The 20,200-nt window shown below is 62.4% G+C and carries 21 protein-coding genes and 1 tRNA gene; 8 read left to right on the top strand and 14 right to left on the bottom strand.

The genetic code is table 11. The features are described 5' to 3' along the window. The first annotated feature begins 8 nt into the window (after window positions 1-8). The 6 genes from K7H91_RS20080 to K7H91_RS25760 all read left to right on the top strand — a co-directional run bounded on the left by K7H91_RS20080 (window position 9) and on the right by K7H91_RS25760 (window position 4,372). Entirely contained in the window at window positions 9-584 is a 576-nt protein-coding gene (locus K7H91_RS20080; protein WP_018062776.1) for a helix-turn-helix domain-containing protein, read from the top strand. Between the two features lie 8 nt (window positions 585-592). After that, window positions 593-1,123: a GNAT family N-acetyltransferase gene (locus K7H91_RS20075; RefSeq protein ID WP_230721986.1), complete on the top strand. Its 531-nt coding sequence runs from the start codon at window positions 593-595 to the stop codon at window positions 1,121-1,123. 81 nt (window positions 1,124-1,204) lie between these two features. Further along, on the top strand, window positions 1,205-1,654 hold the full coding sequence (locus K7H91_RS20070; RefSeq protein WP_230721985.1) for a carboxymuconolactone decarboxylase family protein: 450 nt from the start codon (window positions 1,205-1,207) through the stop codon (window positions 1,652-1,654). Continuing rightward, the gene (gene sigJ, locus K7H91_RS20065) at window positions 1,651-2,520 is read left to right on the top strand and encodes an RNA polymerase sigma factor SigJ (RefSeq protein ID WP_230721984.1); all 870 of its coding nucleotides are present in this window, start codon (window positions 1,651-1,653) and stop codon (window positions 2,518-2,520) included. The genes K7H91_RS20070 and sigJ overlap by 4 nt, the downstream gene beginning before the upstream one ends. Before the next feature lie 60 nt (window positions 2,521-2,580). Continuing rightward, on the top strand, window positions 2,581-3,612 hold the full coding sequence (locus K7H91_RS20060; protein ID WP_230721983.1) for a histone deacetylase family protein: 1,032 nt from the start codon (window positions 2,581-2,583) through the stop codon (window positions 3,610-3,612). A 112-nt stretch (window positions 3,613-3,724) separates the two neighbouring features. After that, complete coding sequence (locus tag K7H91_RS25760) at window positions 3,725-4,372, top strand: BA14K family protein (RefSeq protein ID WP_330166026.1); 648 nt, start codon at window positions 3,725-3,727, stop codon at window positions 4,370-4,372. Window positions 4,373-4,447: 75 nt separating this feature from the next. On the opposite strand, the gene K7H91_RS20050 is transcribed toward K7H91_RS25760, so the two are convergent. Next, the gene (locus tag K7H91_RS20050) at window positions 4,448-4,933 is read right to left on the bottom strand and encodes an acyl-CoA thioesterase (protein WP_230721982.1); all 486 of its coding nucleotides are present in this window, start codon (window positions 4,931-4,933) and stop codon (window positions 4,448-4,450) included. A 210-nt stretch (window positions 4,934-5,143) separates the two neighbouring features. Between K7H91_RS20050 and clcA the strand changes: the two genes are divergently transcribed. Beyond that, window positions 5,144-6,496 carry a H(+)/Cl(-) exchange transporter ClcA gene (gene clcA, locus K7H91_RS20045; protein WP_230721981.1) on the top strand — a complete coding sequence of 451 codons (1,353 nt, stop codon included), beginning with the start codon at window positions 5,144-5,146 and terminating at the stop codon, window positions 6,494-6,496. Here clcA and K7H91_RS20040 read toward each other — a convergent pair whose 3' ends face one another. The 10 genes from K7H91_RS20040 to K7H91_RS19995 all read right to left on the bottom strand — a co-directional run bounded on the left by K7H91_RS20040 (window position 6,497) and on the right by K7H91_RS19995 (window position 16,360). Continuing rightward, the gene (locus K7H91_RS20040) at window positions 6,497-7,435 is read right to left on the bottom strand and encodes a formylglycine-generating enzyme family protein (RefSeq protein ID WP_230721980.1); all 939 of its coding nucleotides are present in this window, start codon (window positions 7,433-7,435) and stop codon (window positions 6,497-6,499) included. Between the two features lie 179 nt (window positions 7,436-7,614). Beyond that, window positions 7,615-7,691, bottom strand: a tRNA-Pro gene (locus K7H91_RS20035). Between the two features lie 585 nt (window positions 7,692-8,276). Then, the gene (locus tag K7H91_RS20030) at window positions 8,277-9,110 is read right to left on the bottom strand and encodes a polyphosphate kinase 2 family protein (RefSeq protein WP_230721979.1); all 834 of its coding nucleotides are present in this window, start codon (window positions 9,108-9,110) and stop codon (window positions 8,277-8,279) included. 70 nt (window positions 9,111-9,180) lie between these two features. Then, window positions 9,181-11,724 carry a plasma-membrane proton-efflux P-type ATPase gene (locus K7H91_RS20025; protein ID WP_230721978.1) on the bottom strand — a complete coding sequence of 848 codons (2,544 nt, stop codon included), beginning with the start codon at window positions 11,722-11,724 and terminating at the stop codon, window positions 9,181-9,183. 161 nt (window positions 11,725-11,885) lie between these two features. After that, complete coding sequence (locus tag K7H91_RS20020; protein ID WP_230721977.1) at window positions 11,886-12,407, bottom strand: MerR family transcriptional regulator; 522 nt, start codon at window positions 12,405-12,407, stop codon at window positions 11,886-11,888. A gap of 149 nt (window positions 12,408-12,556) precedes the next feature. Then, window positions 12,557-12,901: an integration host factor subunit alpha gene (locus tag K7H91_RS20015; protein WP_230721976.1), complete on the bottom strand. Its 345-nt coding sequence runs from the start codon at window positions 12,899-12,901 to the stop codon at window positions 12,557-12,559. A 102-nt stretch (window positions 12,902-13,003) separates the two neighbouring features. Next, the gene (locus K7H91_RS20010) at window positions 13,004-13,972 is read right to left on the bottom strand and encodes a beta-ketoacyl-ACP synthase III (protein ID WP_230721975.1); all 969 of its coding nucleotides are present in this window, start codon (window positions 13,970-13,972) and stop codon (window positions 13,004-13,006) included. A 54-nt stretch (window positions 13,973-14,026) separates the two neighbouring features. Beyond that, window positions 14,027-15,073, bottom strand: a complete 1,047-nt coding sequence (gene plsX, locus K7H91_RS20005; RefSeq protein ID WP_230721974.1) for a phosphate acyltransferase PlsX — start codon at window positions 15,071-15,073, stop codon at window positions 14,027-14,029. A gap of 134 nt (window positions 15,074-15,207) precedes the next feature. After that, the gene (locus tag K7H91_RS20000) at window positions 15,208-15,783 is read right to left on the bottom strand and encodes a YceD family protein (RefSeq protein WP_230721973.1); all 576 of its coding nucleotides are present in this window, start codon (window positions 15,781-15,783) and stop codon (window positions 15,208-15,210) included. Further along, a complete protein-coding gene (locus K7H91_RS19995; RefSeq protein ID WP_419197503.1) occupies window positions 15,776-16,360 on the bottom strand; it encodes a ubiquinol-cytochrome C chaperone family protein in 585 nt (194 codons plus the stop codon). Before K7H91_RS19995 ends, K7H91_RS20000 begins: the two co-directional genes overlap by 8 nt. Window positions 16,361-16,615: 255 nt before the next feature. Between K7H91_RS19995 and K7H91_RS19990 the strand changes: the two genes are divergently transcribed. Then, window positions 16,616-17,149 (top strand): outer membrane protein assembly factor BamE, encoded by a 534-nt coding sequence (locus K7H91_RS19990; RefSeq protein WP_051085053.1) that lies wholly within the window; start codon window positions 16,616-16,618, stop codon window positions 17,147-17,149. A gap of 67 nt (window positions 17,150-17,216) precedes the next feature. On the opposite strand, the gene K7H91_RS19985 is transcribed toward K7H91_RS19990, so the two are convergent. From K7H91_RS19985 to K7H91_RS19975, 3 genes are all read right to left on the bottom strand, one after another. Then, a complete protein-coding gene (locus K7H91_RS19985; RefSeq protein WP_230721971.1) occupies window positions 17,217-17,564 on the bottom strand; it encodes a hypothetical protein in 348 nt (115 codons plus the stop codon). 72 nt (window positions 17,565-17,636) lie between these two features. Continuing rightward, window positions 17,637-19,772, bottom strand: a complete 2,136-nt coding sequence (locus tag K7H91_RS19980; RefSeq protein ID WP_230721970.1) for a sodium-translocating pyrophosphatase — start codon at window positions 19,770-19,772, stop codon at window positions 17,637-17,639. Between the two features lie 241 nt (window positions 19,773-20,013). After that, on the bottom strand, window positions 20,014-20,199 hold the full coding sequence (locus K7H91_RS19975) for a hypothetical protein (protein WP_230721969.1): 186 nt from the start codon (window positions 20,197-20,199) through the stop codon (window positions 20,014-20,016). Between the last annotated feature and the right edge of the window lies 1 nt (window position 20,200).

The raw sequence follows: 20,200 nt of genomic DNA, 5'->3' as shown, positions 1-20,200 counted from the left end.
ATCACATCATGGAAAACCTCGATCTTACCTTCGACCACGCCATTGCCGTCAATCTCAAGCGCCTGCGCACCGCTGGCGGCTTCACGCTGGATGGGCTGGCGGAAGCCTCCGGCGTCAGCCGGGCGATGATCTCGCGGATCGAGCGGGCGGAGGCCTCGCCCTCGGCGCTGATACTCGCGAAGCTCTGCGCCGCGCTCGGCACCACGCTGTCGGCGTTCTTCGCCGATGCCGACCGGCCTGTCGATCCGCTCTCGCGCCGGGTCGACCAGCCGGTATGGCGCGACCCTGAAACCGGCTATTCGCGCCGCTCGATCTCGCCATCCGGCACCGGTTCCGGCGTCGACATCGTGCTGATCCGCTTTCCGGTCGGCGGCGGCATTTCCTATCCGCCCAAACACGGCGCAGACGGGCTGAGCCAGCACATCTGGATCATGAGCGGGACGTTGCAAGTCGAGATCGGCGAGGAGACCCATCTCCTGTTCAAGGGAGACTGCCTCTATATGCCGGTCGCCGATCCGCACAGCTTCGCCAATGCCGGCGATACCGACGTGCTCTACGCCGTCATCATCGAACGAACGCGATAAGGAGCGCCATGACAAGCATCAGAATTCTATCCGCCGAGCAAGCCGTCGCCGCGATCCCGGCGCTGTGCGAACTCCTGCGCGACAGTATCGAGGACAATGCCTCGATGGGATTCATGGCGCCCTATGAGCCGGCCGAAGCCCGCGCCTTTTGGCAGGGCGTCGCCGACGGGGTGGCGGACGGCTTTACCGTGCTCGCCGTGGCGGCGGACGGCGACGATATCGTCGGCACGGTACAGGCCGGCTTCGCCCGCAAGACCAACCAGCCGCATCGCGGCGACGTGATGAAGCTGATCGTGCGCCGCGACATGCGCGGCCGGGGCATCGCCCGCCAATTGATGGCGCGACTGGAGGCCGAATGCCTGAAACGCGACCGCTGGCTGATGGTGCTCGACACCGCGACCGGAAGTGCTGCCGAAGCGATCTATCCCCGCCTCGGCTGGCAGCGCGTTGGCGTGGTGCCGGAATATGCACTCTATCCCGACGGCGGCTATTGCGGCACGACGTTTTTCTACAAGCGATTGGTCGACAGCCGCATGTGAGCCCGCTTTTCTTTTGGCGGGATGTCACATTTAGCGAATCCCGCTCGTCATGGTGATGCAACATATCAAAAGAGGTTTCCCATGACTGCACGCATAGACTTTTACGCCGCCGGCCCGGAACTGGCGCGCCAGTGGCACGCCTTGTCCAACGACGTCAGCGGCCGGCTTGAACACAGCCTGCTGGAGCTCGTCAAAATCCGCGCCTCGCAGATCAATGGCTGCGCCAACTGCATCAACATGCACACGATCGACGCCCGCCAGGCCGGTGAGAGCGAGCAGCGCATCTATCTTCTGTCCGCATGGCAGGAGGCGCCGTGCTACAGCGAACGCGAGCGCGCGGCGCTCGCCTGGACCGATGCCCTGACGCGAATTGCGCAGGCACCGATCCCCGCGGACGTCTATGATGAACTCGCCCGCCATTTCAGCGCGGAGGAACAGGTGAGCCTGACCATGGCAATCAACGTGATCAACGGCTGGAACCGTATCGCAGTCGGCTTTCAGATGTGGTTCGAGCCAAAGGCTGCGGCATGACGCGTGGTGACGCCAGTGCGGCGGAGCGGTTTGAGCCGCTCCGTCCCCTCATGCGTCGCATCGCCTACCGCATGCTCGGCTCCCACGCCGATGCAGAGGACATGGTTCAGGAGGCCTTCATCCGCTGGATGAGGGTTGATCACGACACCGTGCGCGCGGACGAGGCATTTCTGCGGCGCATGATTGCCCGGCTTTGCCTTGACCATCTGAAATCGGCGCGCACGCGACGCGAGACCTATATCGGTCCCTGGCTGCCGGAGCCGGCGATCGAGGAGGAGCCGGAGACGGATTTCACCCTGCCGCTGATGCTGGCGCTCGAAAGGCTTTCGCCGCTGGAGCGGGCGGCCTTTCTGCTGCACGATGTATTCGGAATGGATTTTGCCGCCGTCGGCGATGCGCTGGAGCGCAGCCCGGAAGCGGCCCGAAAGCTTGCCGCCCGCGCCCGCGGTCACGTCCGCGAGGAAGCGCCGCGCTTCCCGATTGAACCCCAGTTGGGGCTCGACGTCGCCCGCGCCTTTCACGCCGCCTCGCGCAGTGGCGACATCGCAGCCTTGCGCGACATGCTGGCCGCCGATGCCGCCTTCCACTCAGATGGCGGGGGCAAGCGCTCCGCCGCATTCCGGATTGTCACCGGCGTCGAGGACATCATCACCATTCATAAAAGGCTTGCCGAGATCGCCTGGAACCAGGACACCCAGCTCGTACGGCTATGCTATGTCAACGGCCTGCCGGGCTTCATCACGCGGGAGGCGGACGGCGAGCTTCAGGTTACCGCCCTCCTGCCCCACGACGGCAAGATCGCCGCGATCTACGTGATGCGGAATCCCGAAAAGCTCAGGCACCTTGATGGTGGCATGATCCACTGAAAGCGATTCCTGTTTTCGTCCAGATGCGCTATGAAAACGCCAACAGGAAAGGCTTTGACAATGCGCATAATCTATTCCGAGGATCACAAGTTCCGCGATGCCAAGACGGAGTTGCATGGCGGCGAACTGGTGAAGCCGTTCGAGGGGCCGTTCCGGGCGGAATGGATATTGGCGGCGCTGCAGGAGAACGGGTTTTCGGACATTGTCGCGCCCGAGGCGCACGGCCTTTCGGTCGCGGGCAAGCTTCACGATGCCGGCTATCTCGAATTTCTGGAAACCGTATGGGAACGCTGGCTGGCGGCCGGCTTCACCAGCGAGGCGATCCCGATTTCGCTGCCCGTCCGCCGCTCCTACCACGCCCGCCCGCCGAGGAATATCGACGGGTTGCTCGGCTATTACGCCAATTCGGTCGAGACCTCGATCACCGACGGCACCTACCGGGCGGCCGTTGCCGCCAATGACTGCGCGATTTCGGCGGCCGATCATATCACCGCCGGCCATCGCCATGCCTTCGCGCTCTGCCGCCCGCCGGGCCACCATGCCGGCATCGATCTCTTCGGCGGCTACTGCTTCCTGAACAATGCCGCGATCGCCGCCCAGCGGCTCATCGATCACGGCGCGACGAAGGTCGCGATCCTCGACGTCGATTTCCACCACGGCAACGGCACGCAGGACATCACCTATGAGCGCGACGATATCTTCTTCGCCTCGCTCCATGGCGATCCGGACGATGCCTTCCCCTATTTCTGGGGCCATGCGGAGGAAACCGGCAAAGGCAGGGGCGAAGGCTTCAATGCCAATTTTCCGCTGCCCCGCAACACACCGTGGAGCGCCTATCGCGCGGCGCTGGAAAGCGCGATGAAGCGGATCGCGGATTTTGGCGCGGAAGCACTGGTTGTCTCGCTCGGCGTCGATACCTTCGAAAAGGATCCGATCTCCTTCTTCCGACTGACCACGCCCGATTTCCGGCGCATGGGCGCGATGCTGGCGGCATCGGGCCTGCCGATCGTCACCGTCATGGAAGGCGGCTACGGCGTCACCGAGATCGGCCACAATGTCGCAAATGTGCTGCTGGGCATGGAGGACGGCTGAGAAGCTCGCCCGAAAAATGCCGAATTATTCAGCTTGCGTTCAGCAAAGCGCTGCTACCTGCGGTTTAGAATTATCGCGTGGCGGTTTTTGTTCGAGATGCAGGAGGAATGCGATGTTCGGACTTGCACGCAGTAAACTTGTGGCCGTCGCGGCGGCCGCAGCGCTCGCCTTCTCGCCGATGGCGGCGCTTGCCCACCCGGCAGGCGGCTTCCATGGCGGGTTCCACGGTGGCGGCTTTCACGGCGGGTTTGCCCCGCATGGCCCGGCCTTTCACGGCGGCGGCAATCCGCATTGGCAGGGCCCTCCGCCCTACTGGCACAATGGCCCGCATGGCGGCGGCCCGCGTGGGCCCGGCCCGGTTCGCGCGCCCCATGGTCAGCCTTGGCATGGCGGCCCTCCTCCGCATTGGCACGGCCCGCCGCCGCCGCACTGGCATGGTCCGCCGCCGCCGAATTGGGGTCCCTATTACGGACCGGCAGCACTTGGCCCCTATTGGTACGGCCCACCCTACGGCCCCTATGGTCCGGGCTGGGGCTGGAACGGCACCGCCTGGGTTCCATTTGCGGCAGGCGCCCTGATCGGCGGCGGCGTTATTGCGGCGACCAGCAACGACAACACAGTCAACACCGCGACCACGCCGACGATCAATCCGAAGCACTATCAGTGGTGCGAGGATCACTACAAATCGTACCGCGTCTCGGACAATACCTACCAGCCCTATCACGGGCCGCGTAAGCAGTGCGTTTCGCCCTATTACTGAGGGGGAGGAGATGCCCCGCGCCGGCTCCATGCCGCTGCGGGGCATCATCGCATTATCGCGTGAGCCGGAAGGGCTCTATTCCGCCTTCAATTCCTTGAACCGGCCCTCATATTCGCGACGAAGCTGATGACGCATCTGCGCCTCCTTGAAGCGGCGCTCCTTGTCGGGCGTGCTGAGCTCGAGCTTGGGGATCGGCGTCGGCTTGCCGTGCGCATCCACAGCGACCATAGTGAAGTAGCAGGAATTGGTGTGGCGGCGATGGCCGCTGCGCACATCCTCGGCCTCGACCCTGATGCCGATCTCCATCGAGGTGCGGCCGGTATAGTTCACCGATGCCCGCAGGGTGACGAGTTCGCCGACATTGATCGGCTCGCGGAACGTCACCTGATCCACCGAAAGCGTGACCGCATAATCCTGTGAATAGCGCGCCGCGCAGGAATAGGCCACGCGGTCAAGCAGGTTCAGCAGCGCGCCGCCATGCACCTTGCCGGAAAAATTCGCCATGTCCGGCGTCATCAGCACCACCATTTCAAGCTGGCTGGGATCGTGTTCGCGGTCCATTCATGTCCCCTCTTTGCAGGCCGTTTTCGATCGGGCCGGAGTCTTGCCCGAAAGCTGCATGCAATCAACAGCAAACTATGCCGTTGAATGAGGTCGCGTGCTGCTGGCGGTGCTCTGGACAAGACATTTTCAGTCTGCATAGTGCAATCAGAAAGAGGGGCCATCCATGCACAGACCAACTTCGGCGCGCCTTCCTTCGGCACGCGCAAGATGAGCGAACCGGAAGACGCAGCGCTTGAGCAGCGCGACCGGCGCGCGGAGAACCGCTTTATCGTCATGGCCGCCGTGACCGGCATAGTCACGGGCACGATCGGCTCGTTTTTCCACCTTGCGATCGACCGGCTATCGACATGGCCGCAGGCGCTTGGGCGTCTTCTGCACGGGCCCTGGCTTGTGCTGGCGGCGGCGCTGATCACCATGATCGTCACCGTCGCCATGGTCGCCGTGGTGCGCCGCTATGCGCCGGAGGCCGCCGGCAGCGGCGTGCAGGAAATCGAAGGCGCGATGAGCAATCTGCGCAATGTGCGCTGGCGCCGGGTTCTGCCGGTCAAGTTCCTCACCGGCATCGGCGCGCTGTCGTCCGGCCTGGTGCTTGGACGAGAAGGGCCGACGATCCATATCGGCGCGTCGATCGCGGCGGCGACCACCGATTTCTTCAAGGTCTCGGATACCGAAAGGCGCGGCCTGCTCGGCGCGGGCGCGGCCGCCGGCCTAGCCTGCGCCTTCAACGCCCCGCTCGCCGCCGTGCTTTTCATCATCGAGGAAACGCACAACCAGTTTCCCTATAACTTCCGAAGCTATATGGGCGTCATCGTCGCAGCCTTCTTCTCCACCGTGATGACGGAGGTGATAGGCGGCACCGCTCCGGATTTCTCCATGTCGGTCGCGACACCGGCGCTTGCCCTGCTGCCCGCCTTCATCGTTCTCGGCGTGCTCCTCGGCTTCGTCGGCGTCGCGCTCAACGCCAGCCTCATGAGCGTTTCCGGCTTCACCATCGCGATGCATAAGCGCATTCCCTACCTGATGCCGGCGCTGATCGGGCTTGCGATCGGGGCGCTGTTCATCCTGTTTCCGCGCGCCGTCACCGGCGGCGAGAACGTCATCGTCGCGCTCGCCCGCGATCATGTGGTGCTGAGCGCGCTTCTGCTGCTGGCGGTCTTGCGGTTCGCCACCATGGTGGTGAGCTATTCCGCCGGCACGCCGGGCGGCATTTTCGCGCCCATGCTGGCGCTTGCGATCGCGGTTGGCCTCGCCTTCGGCACGATCCTGGAAGGCCTGCTGCCGGAGGGTGCCGCTATCCCCCTCGCTTTCGGCATCGCCGCCATGGGCGGACTGTTTTCTGCCTCCGTGCGCGCGCCGGTGGTGGGCGTTGCGTTGACGCTGGAACTGACGGGCGCCTACACCATGACGCTGCCGCTGATCGCCACCTGCGTCACCGCCAATATCGCGGCCCGCTGGCTTGGCGGACAGCCGATCTACGAGCAATTGCTGGAGCGGACTTTGAAACAGGCCGGCGTTCACCCGGAACGCATGCCGCACCGGCCCGAAAGCGAGCTTGGCTGATCAGGAATCGTAAGCGACGCGAAAGCCGACATTGCTGGCGGCGCTGTCCGGCGTCAGCGCCATGCGCGCGGCAATGCGATAGCGATAGCAATAGCTGTAATGGCAGAGGAACGAGCCGCCCTTGAGCAGGCGCTCATCGGCGGCAACGGCGGCGGCATTGCGCTGCTTGGCGTGGCGGGAGAGCGAGCGGATGCGATAGGGATCGGCGGTCCACTCCCAGACATTACCAGCCATGTTGTAGAACCCGCCCTCATTCGGCTCGAAGGATCGCGCCGGCGCGGTGCCCATATAGCCGTCGGCCATGGTGTTGTGATCGGGAAAACGCCCCTGCCAGATATTGCAGAAGATCTTGGTGTCGGTCGGCTCCTCATCGCCCCAGACGAATTTGCGGCCGACAACGCCGCCATGGGCCGCCCGTTCCCATTCCGCCTCGCTCGGCAGCCTGCCGCCGACCCAGGTTGCAAACGCCACGGCATCGGCAAAGGAGACCTGGGTGACGGGGTGATCAAGCCGGTCCTCGACGCTGCTGTCCGGCCCTTCGGGGTGACGCCAGCAGGCGCCGTCGATCCGCCACCACCACGGCGTATCAGGCGCGCTGCCCATCACGTCGGTATCTTTCGAAACCAGGCCGGCAAACACGGCCGACCAGCCAAAGCGCTCGGCCTCGGTGACATAGCCGGTTGCTTCCACGAATTCGGCGAAGCGGCGGTTCGTCACGGTCTGCGCCTCGAGCGCGAAGGGAGTGAGCTTGACGAAGCGCGCCGGGCCCTCGCCATCCTGCGGGATGGCGGGATTATCAATGCCGACATGGCTGCGCCCGCCGGGAAGGGCAATCGCGTTGGAGCGTTCACCGATGCCAGCAGCAATAACAGCGACAGGCTCGCCCGCCGGGTTTCCGGCATTCCGCGATACGGCGCAACAACTGCCCTTGCCACTCATCAATCTTCTCCCGGTCGTCCCAAGTCGCTTTGTCGCCATCGGTGTAGCAATTTTGCGCGGCGATTGCTAACGGCGCGTTGTCGCAGCCATCAGAACTGTAGAAGATGCGAAAACCTGTAAACCTGGAGATTTTGACGGGGCCAAGTCAGTTGGTAAAATACTGAAATACTTGTTTGAAATGGTCGGGGTGGCGGGATTCGAACCCACGACCCCTTGACCCCCAGTCAAGTGCGCTACCGGGCTGCGCTACACCCCGACCAACCGTCTAGACGGCCCGTTCCCTTTAGACTTTCGCTCAGGCAGGCGCAAGAGGCAAAACCGGGTTTGCGCAGAAAAACCGCGACGGGTTTTCAGACAGTCTTTGTTTGCCAGAAGGACGGATCGGGCTGGATAACGTCCACCCCCGCGCCGAATGTCGATGAAAAAAAGGGGAAGACAGAGGAGGTCAAGCCGACCATAGCAACGATGAAAGTCAGCAAAAACCATTTCCTGTTTGCGAACGAAGTTGGCGTGTAACAAACCGAGCAGACTGCTCTGCCATAGCGAAGGCGATGTCTGCAATTAATGCACCGGAAAAGACGCATATCGGCTCCCCTAAAGCCGCCACAATAAGTAAATTAAGCCACACCTCCAATTTCTATTCAACAAAATACTTCAAAAATATAAATATTTCATAATCTTTACATATTAGTTAATTCTATAGTAAATTACAGTAATATATAGATAGTATTATTTATAGTTTTATCCATGTACAAATTGAGATTCGTCAATTTTATTTTATAAATTGTCGGACAAGACGGGAAATACCAATCCTAAGCGGCATTCGAGCCTGTCCGGCCATTCACTGCTCGCGCACGGCGTGATGATAGCGCCGATAAATCTCATCGATATCCACCGTCGGGCGTGGGCTTTCGATCTGCATGTCGAGCATTGCGCGGTGAATGATATCGGCGGCGGCGAGATTGCGGAACCATTTGCGGTTTGCCGGGATCACATACCAGGGCGCATGGGCGGTCGAGCAATGGGAGAGCATCGCCTCATAAGCCTCAATGTACTCGTCCCAGCGATCGCGCTCGGCGTAATCCGAAGCCGAAATCTTCCACTGCCGGTCCTTGTCCTCCAGCCGCTTCTCGAACCGCTCGAGCTGTTCATCCTTCGAGATATAGAGGAAGAACTTGACGATGGTGACGCCGTTTTCGGTCAGGAATTCCTCGAAATTGTTGATCTGGTGATAGCGCTTCGACCATTCCTGCTTGGAAACCAGATTATGCACACGGGCCACCAGCACATCCTCGTAATGCGAGCGGTTGAAAACCGCCACCTGCCCCATCGCCGGCACGCGCTGGTGTACGCGCCAGAGAAAATCATGCGCCTTTTCGACCTCGGTCGGCTGCTTGAAGCTCGCCACATAGGTGCCCTGCGGATTCATGGCGCGGATCACGTGCCAGCAGACGCCGTCCTTGCCGGCGGCATCGATGCCCTGCAGCACGATCAGCAGCGCATGCTTCTTTTCCGCATAGAGCATTTCCTGGAGCGGCGTGATTTCGTCCAGTATCCCGGAAAGCTTCTCCTTGCCCTCCTCCTTGCTTTCGATCCCGCCGTCCTGTTCCGGATTGATATCGGCAAGCGAGACCGTGCTGCCGGGCTCGATCGCAAGCTTCTTACGGAAATCCATGACATACTCCCATGCTCTGCGCTTTCATCAAACCTAACGCGCGAGCGGCGGAAACGGCAGCAAATTCTTGCTAGCGAAACAGGCGCTCGTTCATCACATCAATCGACATCGCCCGCCGCGCGCTGCGGTTTTCCAGCACATGGTCAATGCCGATCCGCACAAGGCCGAGCACGAACAGCCAGACGATCAGATAGACCCAGACGAGGCCGATCAGCAACCACGGGATCTGCGGGACCAGAATGCCGAAACCGCACATCAGCACCGCCACCAGCTGCGTGGCGACCATGGCGATCAGCAAGGGCTCCGCCGGATAAGGTCTCTTGGTAAACCAGTTTTCCTTGCGCGCGACCAGAAGCAACAGATGGCCGCCTGCGACAAGCTGCAGGAACATCATCGATTGCAAATGCGCAGTGTCCGTTATGCCGAGCCCGGGCCAGCGCGCCGGCTCCGACATCACCTCCATGCCCATCAGCAACAGCCCGAAGGATTGAACAATCGAGGCGAAGCCGAGCACGGCCGCGACCGTCAGCAGATGCGGCATCCGCCAGCGGATCGGCTGATCCGACACGGTGGTATTGTCATAGGCCACCGTCATGATCGGGATATCGTCGAGCAGCGACATCAGCACGATCATGATCGGCGTCAGCGGCTGGAAACCGAGGAAGATCGTCGACAGCACCACCAGGAACATGATGGTCATGGTCAGCGCCACGCGATAGACGGTGTAGCTGGTGATCCGGCCGAAAATCCGCCGGGCTTCGTCGATGGCGTTTTCGATCACCGAAAGGCCGGGGGCCGTGAGGATCAGCGCCGCGGCGGAGCGCGCGGCATCGGTCGCACCCGAGACCGCGATCCCGCAATCGGCCTGTTTCAGCGCCGGCGCGTCGTTGACGCCGTCGCCGGTCATCGCCACCAGATGGCCGTTTTTCTGGAACGTCTTGACGATGGCATATTTGTGCTCGGGAAAGACGCGGGCGAAACCATCCGCCGTCAAAATGCGGTTGGCGATCGGACCCGGCACATTGTCGGGGTCCATGTCCTTGGGAAACACATCCGCCGCGGCAAGGATATTGGCGCCGAGGCCAAGCTGACGGGCGGTCTCGCGCGCAATCGCGGTGTCGTCGCCGGTGATCATCTTCACCGTCACGCCCTTGGCGCGGACATTGTCGATGGTCTGTTTCGAATCATCGCGCGGCGGATCATACATCGGCAGGATGCCGAGCAGTCGCCAATGCGCCCCGTCATCGTCCGAGCGCGCCACGGCGAGCGCGCGGTAGCCCTTTTCGCCGAGTTCCGCCACATGGGCATCGACCACCGCCGCGTTTTCCCCGCCGCAAAGCGCCACGATCGCGTGCGGCGCGCCCTTGGAGACCAGGAACGCCTTGCCATCCGGCCCGGCAACGGCAGCCTCCGTGCGCTTGGAGACCGGGTCGAATGGCGTGAACCGCACCAGCCGGTACTCTCCCAGCACGGCCCTATCCGGCAGCGCCGAAACCACCGCGCCGTCAATCGCATCGCTGTCCTCGGCGCGCGAGGCGAGAGCGCCGGCCAGCACGATCTGCGCGGGATCAACGCCATCAATGGGGATGGGATCGCCGAGCGTCAGGATATTCTTGGTCAGCGTACCGGTCTTGTCGGAACACAGGATGTCGGCGCCGGCCATTTCGTCGATCGAGGAAAGCCGCGAGACGATTGCCTTTTCTTTCGACAGCGCCAGCGCGCCGAGCGCCATGGTGATCGAAAACACGGCGGGCATCGCGACCGGGATCGAGGCGACCAGCAGCACCAGCACGAATTGCAGGATCGCCAGCGCATCGGCAAGGCCCCAATTGTCGGCCTTCACGATGTCGACATAGACCTGAACCGCGACCATGATCAGCGCCAGAACCACGGCGAGCACGATCAGGAAATTGCCGATGTGGAACATCGCCCTCTGCGCCTGGCTGACGGCGCCGGCGCCCGCCACCAGCCTGGCCGTGCGGCCGAAAAAAGTATTCCCGCCCGTGCCGATCACGACGCCAGCCAGCTCGCCCTGCTTCACCACGCTGCCGGAATAGGCGAGATCGCCAACCTTCTTGGTGACCGGCAGCGATTCGCCTGTGAGCGCGGCCTGATCGATCGAGGCATAGTCGCCGGAGACCAGCCTGATATCGGCCGGCACGATGCCGCCGAGGCGAATGTTGACGATATCGCCCGGCACCAGCGTCGCGGCGTCCACCGTCTTGACCACGCCGTCACGCAACGCGCTTGCCTGCGGGGCGAGCGAGTTCTTCAGCGCCGCAAGCGCATTGGTGGCCTTGCTGTCCTGATAGAATTCGAGGCCCGCATTGAAGAGCAGCAGGCCGAAAATGATGACGAAATCACCCATGTCGCCGAGCAGAAGCGAGACCAGAGCGGCCGCCTCGATCATGAAGGCAATCGGGCCGACGAAGTGGCGCAGGATCTGCCGCGCCAGGCTGGTCTTCTCCTCCGGCAGGGCGTTCGGGCCGTAGGTCGCAAGCCGCCTGGCGGCCTCATCTTCGGAAAGCCCCGACGCAATATTGGTTTTCAGCTTTTCAGCAACCGCGTCGACCGGCGCGTTTTCGAGGTCCGTTCCTGCCGCTTCATCAGCCATCGTCCAACTCCAGCAAAGGCGCTTGCGAAACAGCACGGTCTCGCCACCATAAGTGGAAACAGAACGCGGGCGGTTTGGCAATATGCGTGTACCGAAGGATCGCTACACGAAAAACGCGATATTTGGATGACGTCGATCAAACCGGCATGTTTTGGCGACGCCTATCGAACCTGATCGAGAAGCCGCTTGCATTCCAGAAGGTCGGACAGCACTTCCTTCAGCATCGCATCATCGGAACGCGCAAGGCCGAATGCGGGATCGACATCGGCCTCGCCTTCCTTGGCGCGGCGGAAAAACCCCTTGCCGCTTGCCTTCTTGGGCCGGCCGACAACCTGGTCATCGTCAAAGATCGAATGCTGATCCTCCTTGCGCGCCTCGGGCTGCGGCGCGAGCGCCTCGATCAGCTCGGCATCGCCGCTGCCGACCGCGGTGACAAAGCGATTGCCATTGCTTTTCAAAAGCTTCTGCACGCCCTTGATGGTGTAGCCGTGATCATAGAGCAGGTGGCGGATGCCCTTCAGCAGCTCGATATCCTCGGGCCGGTAATAGCGCCGACCGCCGCCGCGCTTCATTGGCTTGACCTGGGTAAAGCGCGTTTCCCAGAACCGGAGCACGTGCTGCGGCAGCTCCAGTTCTTCGGCAACCTCGGAAATGGTGCGAAACGCCTCGGGACTTTTGTCCATGCCAGTCAAACGCTCCCCGCTAAAGCGCATCCAGAAAAAGTGGAGGTGGGTTTCCCGTCCAGACGCGCGAAAACACTATCGAATCGCAGCTATTTCATCGCGAACGCGCCGCGATGACAAGGCGGAATCGAAAATTGACAGGGGACGGATCAGCCAGCCGACTTGGCGGCGGCCTTTTCGGCCTTGTTGCGGCGCATCAGATGCGACTTCAGGATCTTCTGCTTCAGCACGTTGGACGCCTTGAAGGTCATCACGCGGCGGGGCGAGATCGGCACTTCCTCGCCGGTCTTCGGGTTGCGGCCGATGCGCTCGTTCTTGTCGCGCACCTGGAAGGTCGCGAAAGAGGAGAGCTTGACCGTTTCGCCGCGCACGATGGCGTCGCAGATTTCATCGATCACGGTTTCCACCAGTTCGGCGGATTCCGTTCGCGAAAGTCCCACCTTGCGGAAAACCGATTCGGCCAGATCCGCGCGCGTCACAGTTTTGCCAGGCATTACCGCATCCCGATTTTTGTCTATTTCCCCGTCGCATAGACACTATTGCCGACCGGCATGGCGGTCAAGCGCCTGATGGGACGGAATCCGCGATGAGCGCCGCTACCAGCGCAAAAGCACCGCGCCCCAGGTGAACCCGCCGCCCATGGCCTCCAGCATCACCGTGTCGCCGCGCTTGATCCGGCCATCGCCGGCGGCAGCGGCCAGCGCCAGCGGGATCGAGGCGGCGGAGGTATTGGCGTGCTGGTCGACCGTGACCACGACCTTTTCCATCGGGATGCCGAGCTTCTTGGCCGAGCCCTCGATGATGCGGCGATTGGCCTGATGCGGCACCAGCCAGTCGAGGTCGTCGGCGGTGATGCCGGCCTCGTCGAACGCGGCCACGATCACGTCAGTGATCATGCCGACAGCGTGCTTGAAGACCTCGCGGCCCTGCATCCGCAAATGGCCGATATCGCCCGTCGTCGATACGCCGCCATCGACATAGAGCTTTTCGCAATGCGCGCCATCGGACCGCAGGCTGGCGGCGATGATGCCGCGATCGCCGGCCGCCGCGTCGTCAACAGCTTCGAGGATGATCGCGCCGGCGCCGTCGCCGAACAGCACGCAGGTGGTGCGGTCGGTCCAGTCGAGAAGGCGCGAGAAGGTCTCGGCGCCGATCACCAGCACCCGCTTCGCCCGGCCGGCGCGGATGAAATTGTCCGCCGTCGTCACCGCGTAGACGAAACCGGAGCAGACCGCCTGCATGTCAAAGGCGAAGCCGTGGTTCATCCCCAGGCGATGCTGAATATTGACGGCTGTTGCCGGGAAGGTGTTGTCGGGCGTGGAGGTCGCGACCACGATGAGGTCGATGTCATCGGGGCTCAGACCGGCATTGGCAAGGGCTGCGCGCGCGGCGGCCTCGCCAAGCGAAGCCGTGGTCTCGCCCTCGCCGGCAATATAGCGCTGCTTTATCCCGGTGCGCTGCTGGATCCAGCTATCGGAGGTATCGACAAGCTTCTGAAGCTCCTCGTTGGTCACGACGCGTCTGGGCAGGGCTTTACCGAAACCGCAAACGACTGAACGGGTCATGTTTCTTTTCCTTATTGGCAGCAGCAGGGCTGCGTTTATCCGGCGTCGCCGGCCTCAGGCCGCTTCCGGCCCCATCGGTGATTCGTTACGGGCGTGATACTCGCTCAGATCATGCTGGATCTTGGCCTGCAGACCGTTGTGCACCATGTCATAGGCGACATCGATCGCCGAGGCGTAGCCTTCGGCATCCGTGCCGCCATGGCTCTTGATGACAATGCCGTTGAGCCCGAGAAACACGCCGCCATTGACCTTGCGCGGATCGAGCTTGTCGCGCAGCATCTGGAACGCCCCGCGGGCAAGCACATAGCCGAGCCGCGTCATCCAGGTTCGCGACATCGCGGAGCGCAGATATTCGGCGATCTGGCGGGCCGTGCCCTCGGCGGTCTTCAGCGCGATATTGCCAGTAAAGCCCTCGACCACGAACACGTCCACGGTTCCGCGACCGAGATCGTCGCCCTCGACGAAGCCGGCATATTCGAGATTGTCGATATCGGCCTCGCGCAAGAGCTTGCCGGCTTCCTTGACCTGTTCGACGCCCTTGACCTCCTCGACGCCGACATTGACGAGGCCGACGGTTGGCTTCTTGATCTCGAACAGCGCGCGCGCCATCGCCCCGCCCATCAGCGCGAAATCGAGCAATTGCTTGGCGTCGGCGCCGATCGTGGCGCCGATATCGAGCACGATGCTCTCGCCCCTGAGCGTCGGCCAGATGCCGGCGATCGCCGGGCGGTCGATCGCCGGCATGGTCTTGAGACAGAACATCGCCATCGCCATCAGCGCGCCGGTATTGCCGGCGGAGACGGCGGCATCGGACCGGCCTTCCTTGACCGCGTCGATCGCGCGCCACATGCTGGAGACATTGCGGCCGCGCCTGAGCGCCTGGCTCGGCTTCTCATCCATCTCGACGGTGACTTCGCAATCGATGACCTCGGCCCGCTCGGCAAGCTTCGGATAGCCTGCGAGAAGCGGTTCGATCGCGTCCTTCCTGCCGTAGAGGAGAAAGCTGATATCGGGATGCCGCATCAGCGACTGGGCAGCGCCGCCAATCGCGACTTCCGGCCCGACATCTCCCCCCATGACATCAATGGAAATTCTAATCAAACGTTCCAGGTCCCTGTTTACACGTGCATCGGCGGAGCCGGGCCAAAATACCCTTTTTGCTTCCCGAGACAACTAGCCCGGTTGAAAAACATCAGTTTCCACCGCTTGCGGCCAACCCGCCAATCAGCAAAAATCTATTCGGATTTGTTTTTCCAGTCCTTCAGCGCGGCAAAGGGAGACGGCGCGGCCTCATCATCGGAACCGTCGTCTTCCGCGAGATCATCAGGCAAGGCGGCGTCAGGCTTGCGCGGATAGGGGTCGATCGCAAGGCCGATCGTCTCGATCACCAAGGCGGCGATATCGACCTCGCTTCCGGCAAACGGCTCCGGCTCGTCCGGCCCGTTGGGATCGACGATCAACTCGCCTTCCTCGTTGAACTTGCGGTGGAACTGGCGTGAATTTTCCGGAAGGAAAGTGGCATCCACCTCTTCCTCGATCGTCGCCTCCAGCGGCTCAAGCGTGACCACGCAGTTCTGGGTGATCTCGGCCCTGACCGTGCCTTTGACCCGGACGCCATCGCGCCGCCAGGGCGAGATCCTCAAATCCGCCGAAAGGCTTTCGACAGAGCGGACATCGAGAAACGCCGCGGTCGCCGCGCGTTCCGCCGCGTCGGCATCAATGCGCATGTCGAAAGCGGTCGAGGAGGCGCGGGCAACGGCGAACGGCCGCGAAAAGGGCAGTTTTCTGTCTTCGGCGTTTTCTTCAACCACGGGCAACCTCCGTGCTTTCCGGCACCAGGAAGCTCACCATGCCGGTTTCGACCATGACCTCGTCCATGCGCCCGAGATGATCGGCATTGGCCAGCATCCAGCGCGCGAGTTCCGCCATGTCGACCGGTTCGGACTCGACCCCGTGGAAATTCTGCGAAAGCGCGATCGCGAGCTGGCCGAGATCGCGGTCCTGGAGGCAGCGCACATACCGCTCCAGCCGGCCATAGAACATGCCGGCGAGCTTCTTCATCCGCTTCGGCACGGAATTGTCGCCGACGCCCAGTTCGCGGATGGAGTAATCGATGTCGAGAAAGAAGGCGTCGACCACCTCCTGCGAGAGCTGTTTGCCGCTGTCGGATGACTTCGCGGTGCGCCACAGGAACAGGATCATCACCGATGACAGCATCTCGAAACGACCCATCACCGTGTCCGGCACGTTATAATCGGTATAAAAACACGGCTGGCGCGCCGTGGTCGTGATTACGCCATACTGGCGCTGCACCACCTGACGGTTGCCGCGTCTTCTGCTGAATAGTCCCAAGGTCGTCCCACTCTCTTTACAAAAATTCCATGGCATCGCACCCGCCCGACGCAATTGCATCCGGACCCAAGCTGGTTTATCCAGTTACCCTGGAAAACGCGAAGCTCGATGACGAGCCGACCGAAGATGGCTGCAGTCCCCTGCACCAACCATGGACAATGGTAGTTTGCGCGGGGGCTGGCCGCAACCGGGAATCGACGCCGACAACAGGCATTGCCTGACGTTGACGAATGATGGAAACAAACAGCCGACGGGTTCGCCCGACCGGCACCGAGACCTGCCAGGGAGTGTATGTTGAAGACGCACGGTGTGAAATTTGATCTGAGGCCGGCCCGCCCGGCAGCCGCCGGTGCCCTTGTCGCCGTTACCCTTCTTGTCGCAGGCTGCTCGACCAGCGATGTCATCGGCAGCAAGAACGTCTATTACCAGGGCTATGTCGTCGACGAGGAGATGCTGCAGCTCGTCAAGGTCGGCTCCAGCCGCGAACAGGTTGTGCTCACGCTCGGCGAGCCCTCGACCACCGCGACCTTCGACAATGAAGTGTTCTTCTACATTTCTCAGAAGAAGGAAAAGCGCTTCACCTTCCAGAAGCCGCGTCTTGTCGACCAGGAAATCCTCGCGGTCTATTTCGACGGCAATGGCCGGGTCGAGCGCATCGGCCGCTACACGCTGCAGGATGGCAACGTCATCGACATGGCGACCGAAACGACGCCAACCGGCGGCAAGGACATCACCTTCATTCAGCAGATCCTGCAGGGTACCGGCGGCAGCGCCGCCCGCGACTTCTTCGGCGCCGGCAACAATGCCGGCGTGGTCGGACCGTAATCCTCAAAAGCAAATGGCAGGCCCTCGGGCCTGCCATTTTCATTTGACCAGCGATTTTTGCAGGCGCTTAGTTCGTCCCCTGCATCACCCGAACGACTTTCGGCGAAAGTCCTCCACGCTGGGAGGCCTTGTAATCCTGATAGGTCAGATCACCATTGGCCATGCCGGTTACGATGCGCGAGCACAGTAGAGGCAGAGCCTTGGACTTTGTCGTGTCGAGCAAGACCGCAATCATACGAATGTCTTCGGCGCCAAGCACCTTCATCTCGTTGACGCACTCTTTTGAAACTTCCCGCTGCATGGCCTTGCTGCCGGCCAGCGCCGTCTGGGCCACAGCAAAGTCATTAGCTTCCTGCGTCGACTGACACCCCGCAAGAAGGCCAAGGCCGAGAGCGGCCACCAAAAGTCTTTTCACGCAATTCCTCTCCTTTTCCGCGGGCTCGACCAACCCGAAAAGTTCCCCCGGCCGAAGCCGGGGGAATGGACCTTACGCCAACACCGCCAGCAAAAGCAGCGCCATGATGTTGGTGATCTTGATCGCCGGGTTGACGGCGGGGCCTGCGGTGTCCTTGTAGGGATCGCCGACGGTATCGCCGGTGACCGACGCCTTGTGCGCTTCCGAGCCCTTTTCGTGGGTAACGCCATCGGCATCGACGAAGCCGTCCTCGAAGCTCTTCTTGGCATTGTCCCAGGCGCCGCCGCCGGACGTCATCGAGATCGCGACGAACAACCCGTTGACGATCACGCCGAGCAGCGAGGCGCCGAGGGCCGCGAAAGCGGACGCCTTGGAGCCTGACATCAGCCAGACGCCGAAGAACACCACCAGCGGCGCCAGCACCGGCAGCAGCGAAGGCACGATCATCTCGCGGATCGCGGCGCGGGTCAGCATGTCGACGGCCCGCCCGTAATCCGGCTTTTCCGTGCCGTTCATGATGCCCGGCTTGTCGCGGAACTGCTGGCGCACCTCGGCCACCACCGCGCTTGCCGCCCGGCCCACGGCCGTCATCGCGATGCCGCCGAAGAGGTAGGGGATGAGCCCGCCGAAGATCAGGCCGGCGACCACATAGGGGTTCGACAGCGAGAACGAGATATCGCCCATATCCGCGTAGAACGGATACCGGTCGCCATTGGCGGCGAAGAAAGCCAGATCGTTCGAATAGGCGGCAAACAGCACCAGCGCGCCGAGACCGGCCGAGCCGATCGCATAGCCCTTGGTCACCGCCTTGGTGGTGTTGCCGACCGCGTCGAGCGCATCGGTGGATTTGCGCACCTCCGGCGGAAGCCCGGACATTTCCGCGATACCGCCGGCGTTGTCCGTGACCGGGCCGAAGGCATCGAGCGCCACGATCATGCCCGCGATTCCGAGCATGGCAGTGACCGCGATGCCGGTCCCGAACAGGCCCGCCAACTGATAGGTGGAGATAATGCCACCGCAGATCACGATTGCCGGAAGCGCCGTCGACTCAAGCGAAACCGCCAGCCCCTGGATCACATTGGTGCCGTGGCCGGAAACCGAGGCCTGGGCGATCGATACCACCGGGCGCTTGCCCGTGCCGGTATAATATTCGGTGATCACCACGATCAGCGCGGTGACGATCAGGCCGACAATACCGCAGATGAACAGCGCCAGGCCGGTGATGTTGCGGCCCGCGACCTCGCCGATCGAGCCGAAGCCGACGGTCGCCCAGATTGCAAGGCCGATGCCGACGATCGACAGCAGCCCGGTCACGATCAGGCCGCGATAGAGCGCGCCCATGATCGAGCCATTGGTGCCGAGCTTGACGAAGAAGGTCCCGACAATGGAGGTGAGGATGCAGACGCCGCAGATCGCCAGCGGCAGCAACATGACATCGCCAAGCACCGCCGCGCCGCCGAAGAAGATCGCGCCGAGCACCATGGTCGCGACCACCGAGACGGCATAGGTCTCGAACAGGTCGGCCGCCATGCCGGCGCAGTCGCCGACATTGTCACCGACATTGTCGGCGATGGTTGCCGGGTTGCGGGGATCGTCCTCCGGAATACCGGCCTCGACCTTGCCGACGAGATCGCCGCCGACATCGGCGCCCTTGGTGAAGATGCCGCCGCCGAGACGCGCGAACACCGAAATCAGCGAAGCGCCGAAACCGAGCGCGACCAGCGCGTCGATGACATGGCGGTCATCCGGTGCGTGGCCCAGGATGGCGGTCAGGATATAGTAGTAAACGGAGACGCCGAGCAGCGCGAGACCGGCCACAAGCATGCCGGTGATCGCGCCCGACTTGAAGGCGATATCGAGGCCCGAAGCCAGGCTGTAGGAAGCGGCCTGGGCGGTGCGCACATTGGCGCGCACGGAGACATGCATGCCGATAAAGCCGGCAGCACCCGAAAGCACCGCGCCGATGACGAAGCCGATTGCCGCCGTCAGTGAAAGCAGCAGCCAGGCCAGAATGAAGACGACGACGCCGACGATGGCGATCGTGGTATATTGGCGCGTCAGATAGGCCTGCGCCCCTTCCCGGATATAGCCCGCGATTTCCTTCATGCGCGGGGTTCCCTGATCGGCGACCATGACCGAGCGGATCGCCCACAGGGCGTACACGATCGACAAAAGGCCGCAGACAATCACGGCAAGCAGTATCGTCATTTCGCTTTCCTTCCCTCTACGGCCGGCGCGAAGGCGCATGTCGACCGAATTGACCTCGCGGCGAAAATCGCCCTGTCGGAAGGTTTCCCACCTGCCGGCTGGTCCGAAACCGCCGTATAGCGCTGCCGGACGTCCTGTTCCTCCCGCGTCCCGCAGCCAAAGGGAGAGTGATGGGCCGCAGCCGAAGCGTCAAGTGCCCTTCGCGCACTTTAGACGATAGACATGACAGGCTGTGTGGGACCTAAAGCTTTTCCTCAACCCGGGGCCAGCGGGCGCGGGCCAGCACCCACAGGCCAATCATGTTCAGCGGAGAGACCACGGTCAGCAGCGCCCACCAGGGTGAATAGCCCATACGTCTCAGGATGATCGTGACCGGCCAGATGTAACCGACCGCAAAGATCACCAGAATCATCAGCTTCCAGATCATC

It is taken from the genome of Martelella mediterranea (assembly GCF_021021415.1).
Classification (GTDB): Bacteria; Pseudomonadota; Alphaproteobacteria; order Rhizobiales; family Rhizobiaceae; genus Martelella; species Martelella mediterranea_C.
Note: the sequence above shows the minus strand (reverse complement) of the source record. Positions and strands in the feature narration are given on the sequence as shown.

Bases quoted from the DNA above. Each gene is read 5' to 3' on its own strand.
- K7H91_RS20010 (WP_230721975.1), bottom strand. From the start codon at position 13,972: ATGACCCGTTCAGTCGTTTGCGGTTTCGGTAAAGCCCTGCCCAGACGC.
- K7H91_RS20070 (WP_230721985.1), top strand. From the start codon at position 1,205: ATGACTGCACGCATAGACTTTTACGCCGCCGGCCCGGAACTGGCGCGC.
- K7H91_RS20060 (WP_230721983.1), top strand. From the start codon at position 2,581: ATGCGCATAATCTATTCCGAGGATCACAAGTTCCGCGATGCCAAGACG.
- K7H91_RS20025 (WP_230721978.1), bottom strand. From the start codon at position 11,724: ATGGCTGATGAAGCGGCAGGAACGGACCTCGAAAACGCGCCGGTCGAC.
- K7H91_RS20020 (WP_230721977.1), bottom strand. From the start codon at position 12,407: ATGGACAAAAGTCCCGAGGCGTTTCGCACCATTTCCGAGGTTGCCGAA.
- K7H91_RS20040 (WP_230721980.1), bottom strand. From the start codon at position 7,435: ATGAGTGGCAAGGGCAGTTGTTGCGCCGTATCGCGGAATGCCGGAAAC.
- K7H91_RS19990 (WP_051085053.1), top strand. From the start codon at position 16,616: ATGTTGAAGACGCACGGTGTGAAATTTGATCTGAGGCCGGCCCGCCCG.
- K7H91_RS20075 (WP_230721986.1), top strand. From the start codon at position 593: ATGACAAGCATCAGAATTCTATCCGCCGAGCAAGCCGTCGCCGCGATC.
- K7H91_RS25760 (WP_330166026.1), top strand. From the start codon at position 3,725: ATGTTCGGACTTGCACGCAGTAAACTTGTGGCCGTCGCGGCGGCCGCA.
- K7H91_RS20015 (WP_230721976.1), bottom strand. From the start codon at position 12,901: ATGCCTGGCAAAACTGTGACGCGCGCGGATCTGGCCGAATCGGTTTTC.
- sigJ (WP_230721984.1), top strand. From the start codon at position 1,651: ATGACGCGTGGTGACGCCAGTGCGGCGGAGCGGTTTGAGCCGCTCCGT.
- K7H91_RS19995 (WP_419197503.1), bottom strand. From the start codon at position 16,360: ATGCCATGGAATTTTTGTAAAGAGAGTGGGACGACCTTGGGACTATTC.
- K7H91_RS19975 (WP_230721969.1), bottom strand. From the start codon at position 20,199: ATGATCTGGAAGCTGATGATTCTGGTGATCTTTGCGGTCGGTTACATC.
- clcA (WP_230721981.1), top strand. From the start codon at position 5,144: ATGAGCGAACCGGAAGACGCAGCGCTTGAGCAGCGCGACCGGCGCGCG.
- K7H91_RS20030 (WP_230721979.1), bottom strand. From the start codon at position 9,110: ATGGATTTCCGTAAGAAGCTTGCGATCGAGCCCGGCAGCACGGTCTCG.
- K7H91_RS19980 (WP_230721970.1), bottom strand. From the start codon at position 19,772: ATGACGATACTGCTTGCCGTGATTGTCTGCGGCCTTTTGTCGATCGTG.
- K7H91_RS20050 (WP_230721982.1), bottom strand. From the start codon at position 4,933: ATGGACCGCGAACACGATCCCAGCCAGCTTGAAATGGTGGTGCTGATG.
- K7H91_RS20080 (WP_018062776.1), top strand. From the start codon at position 9: ATGGAAAACCTCGATCTTACCTTCGACCACGCCATTGCCGTCAATCTC.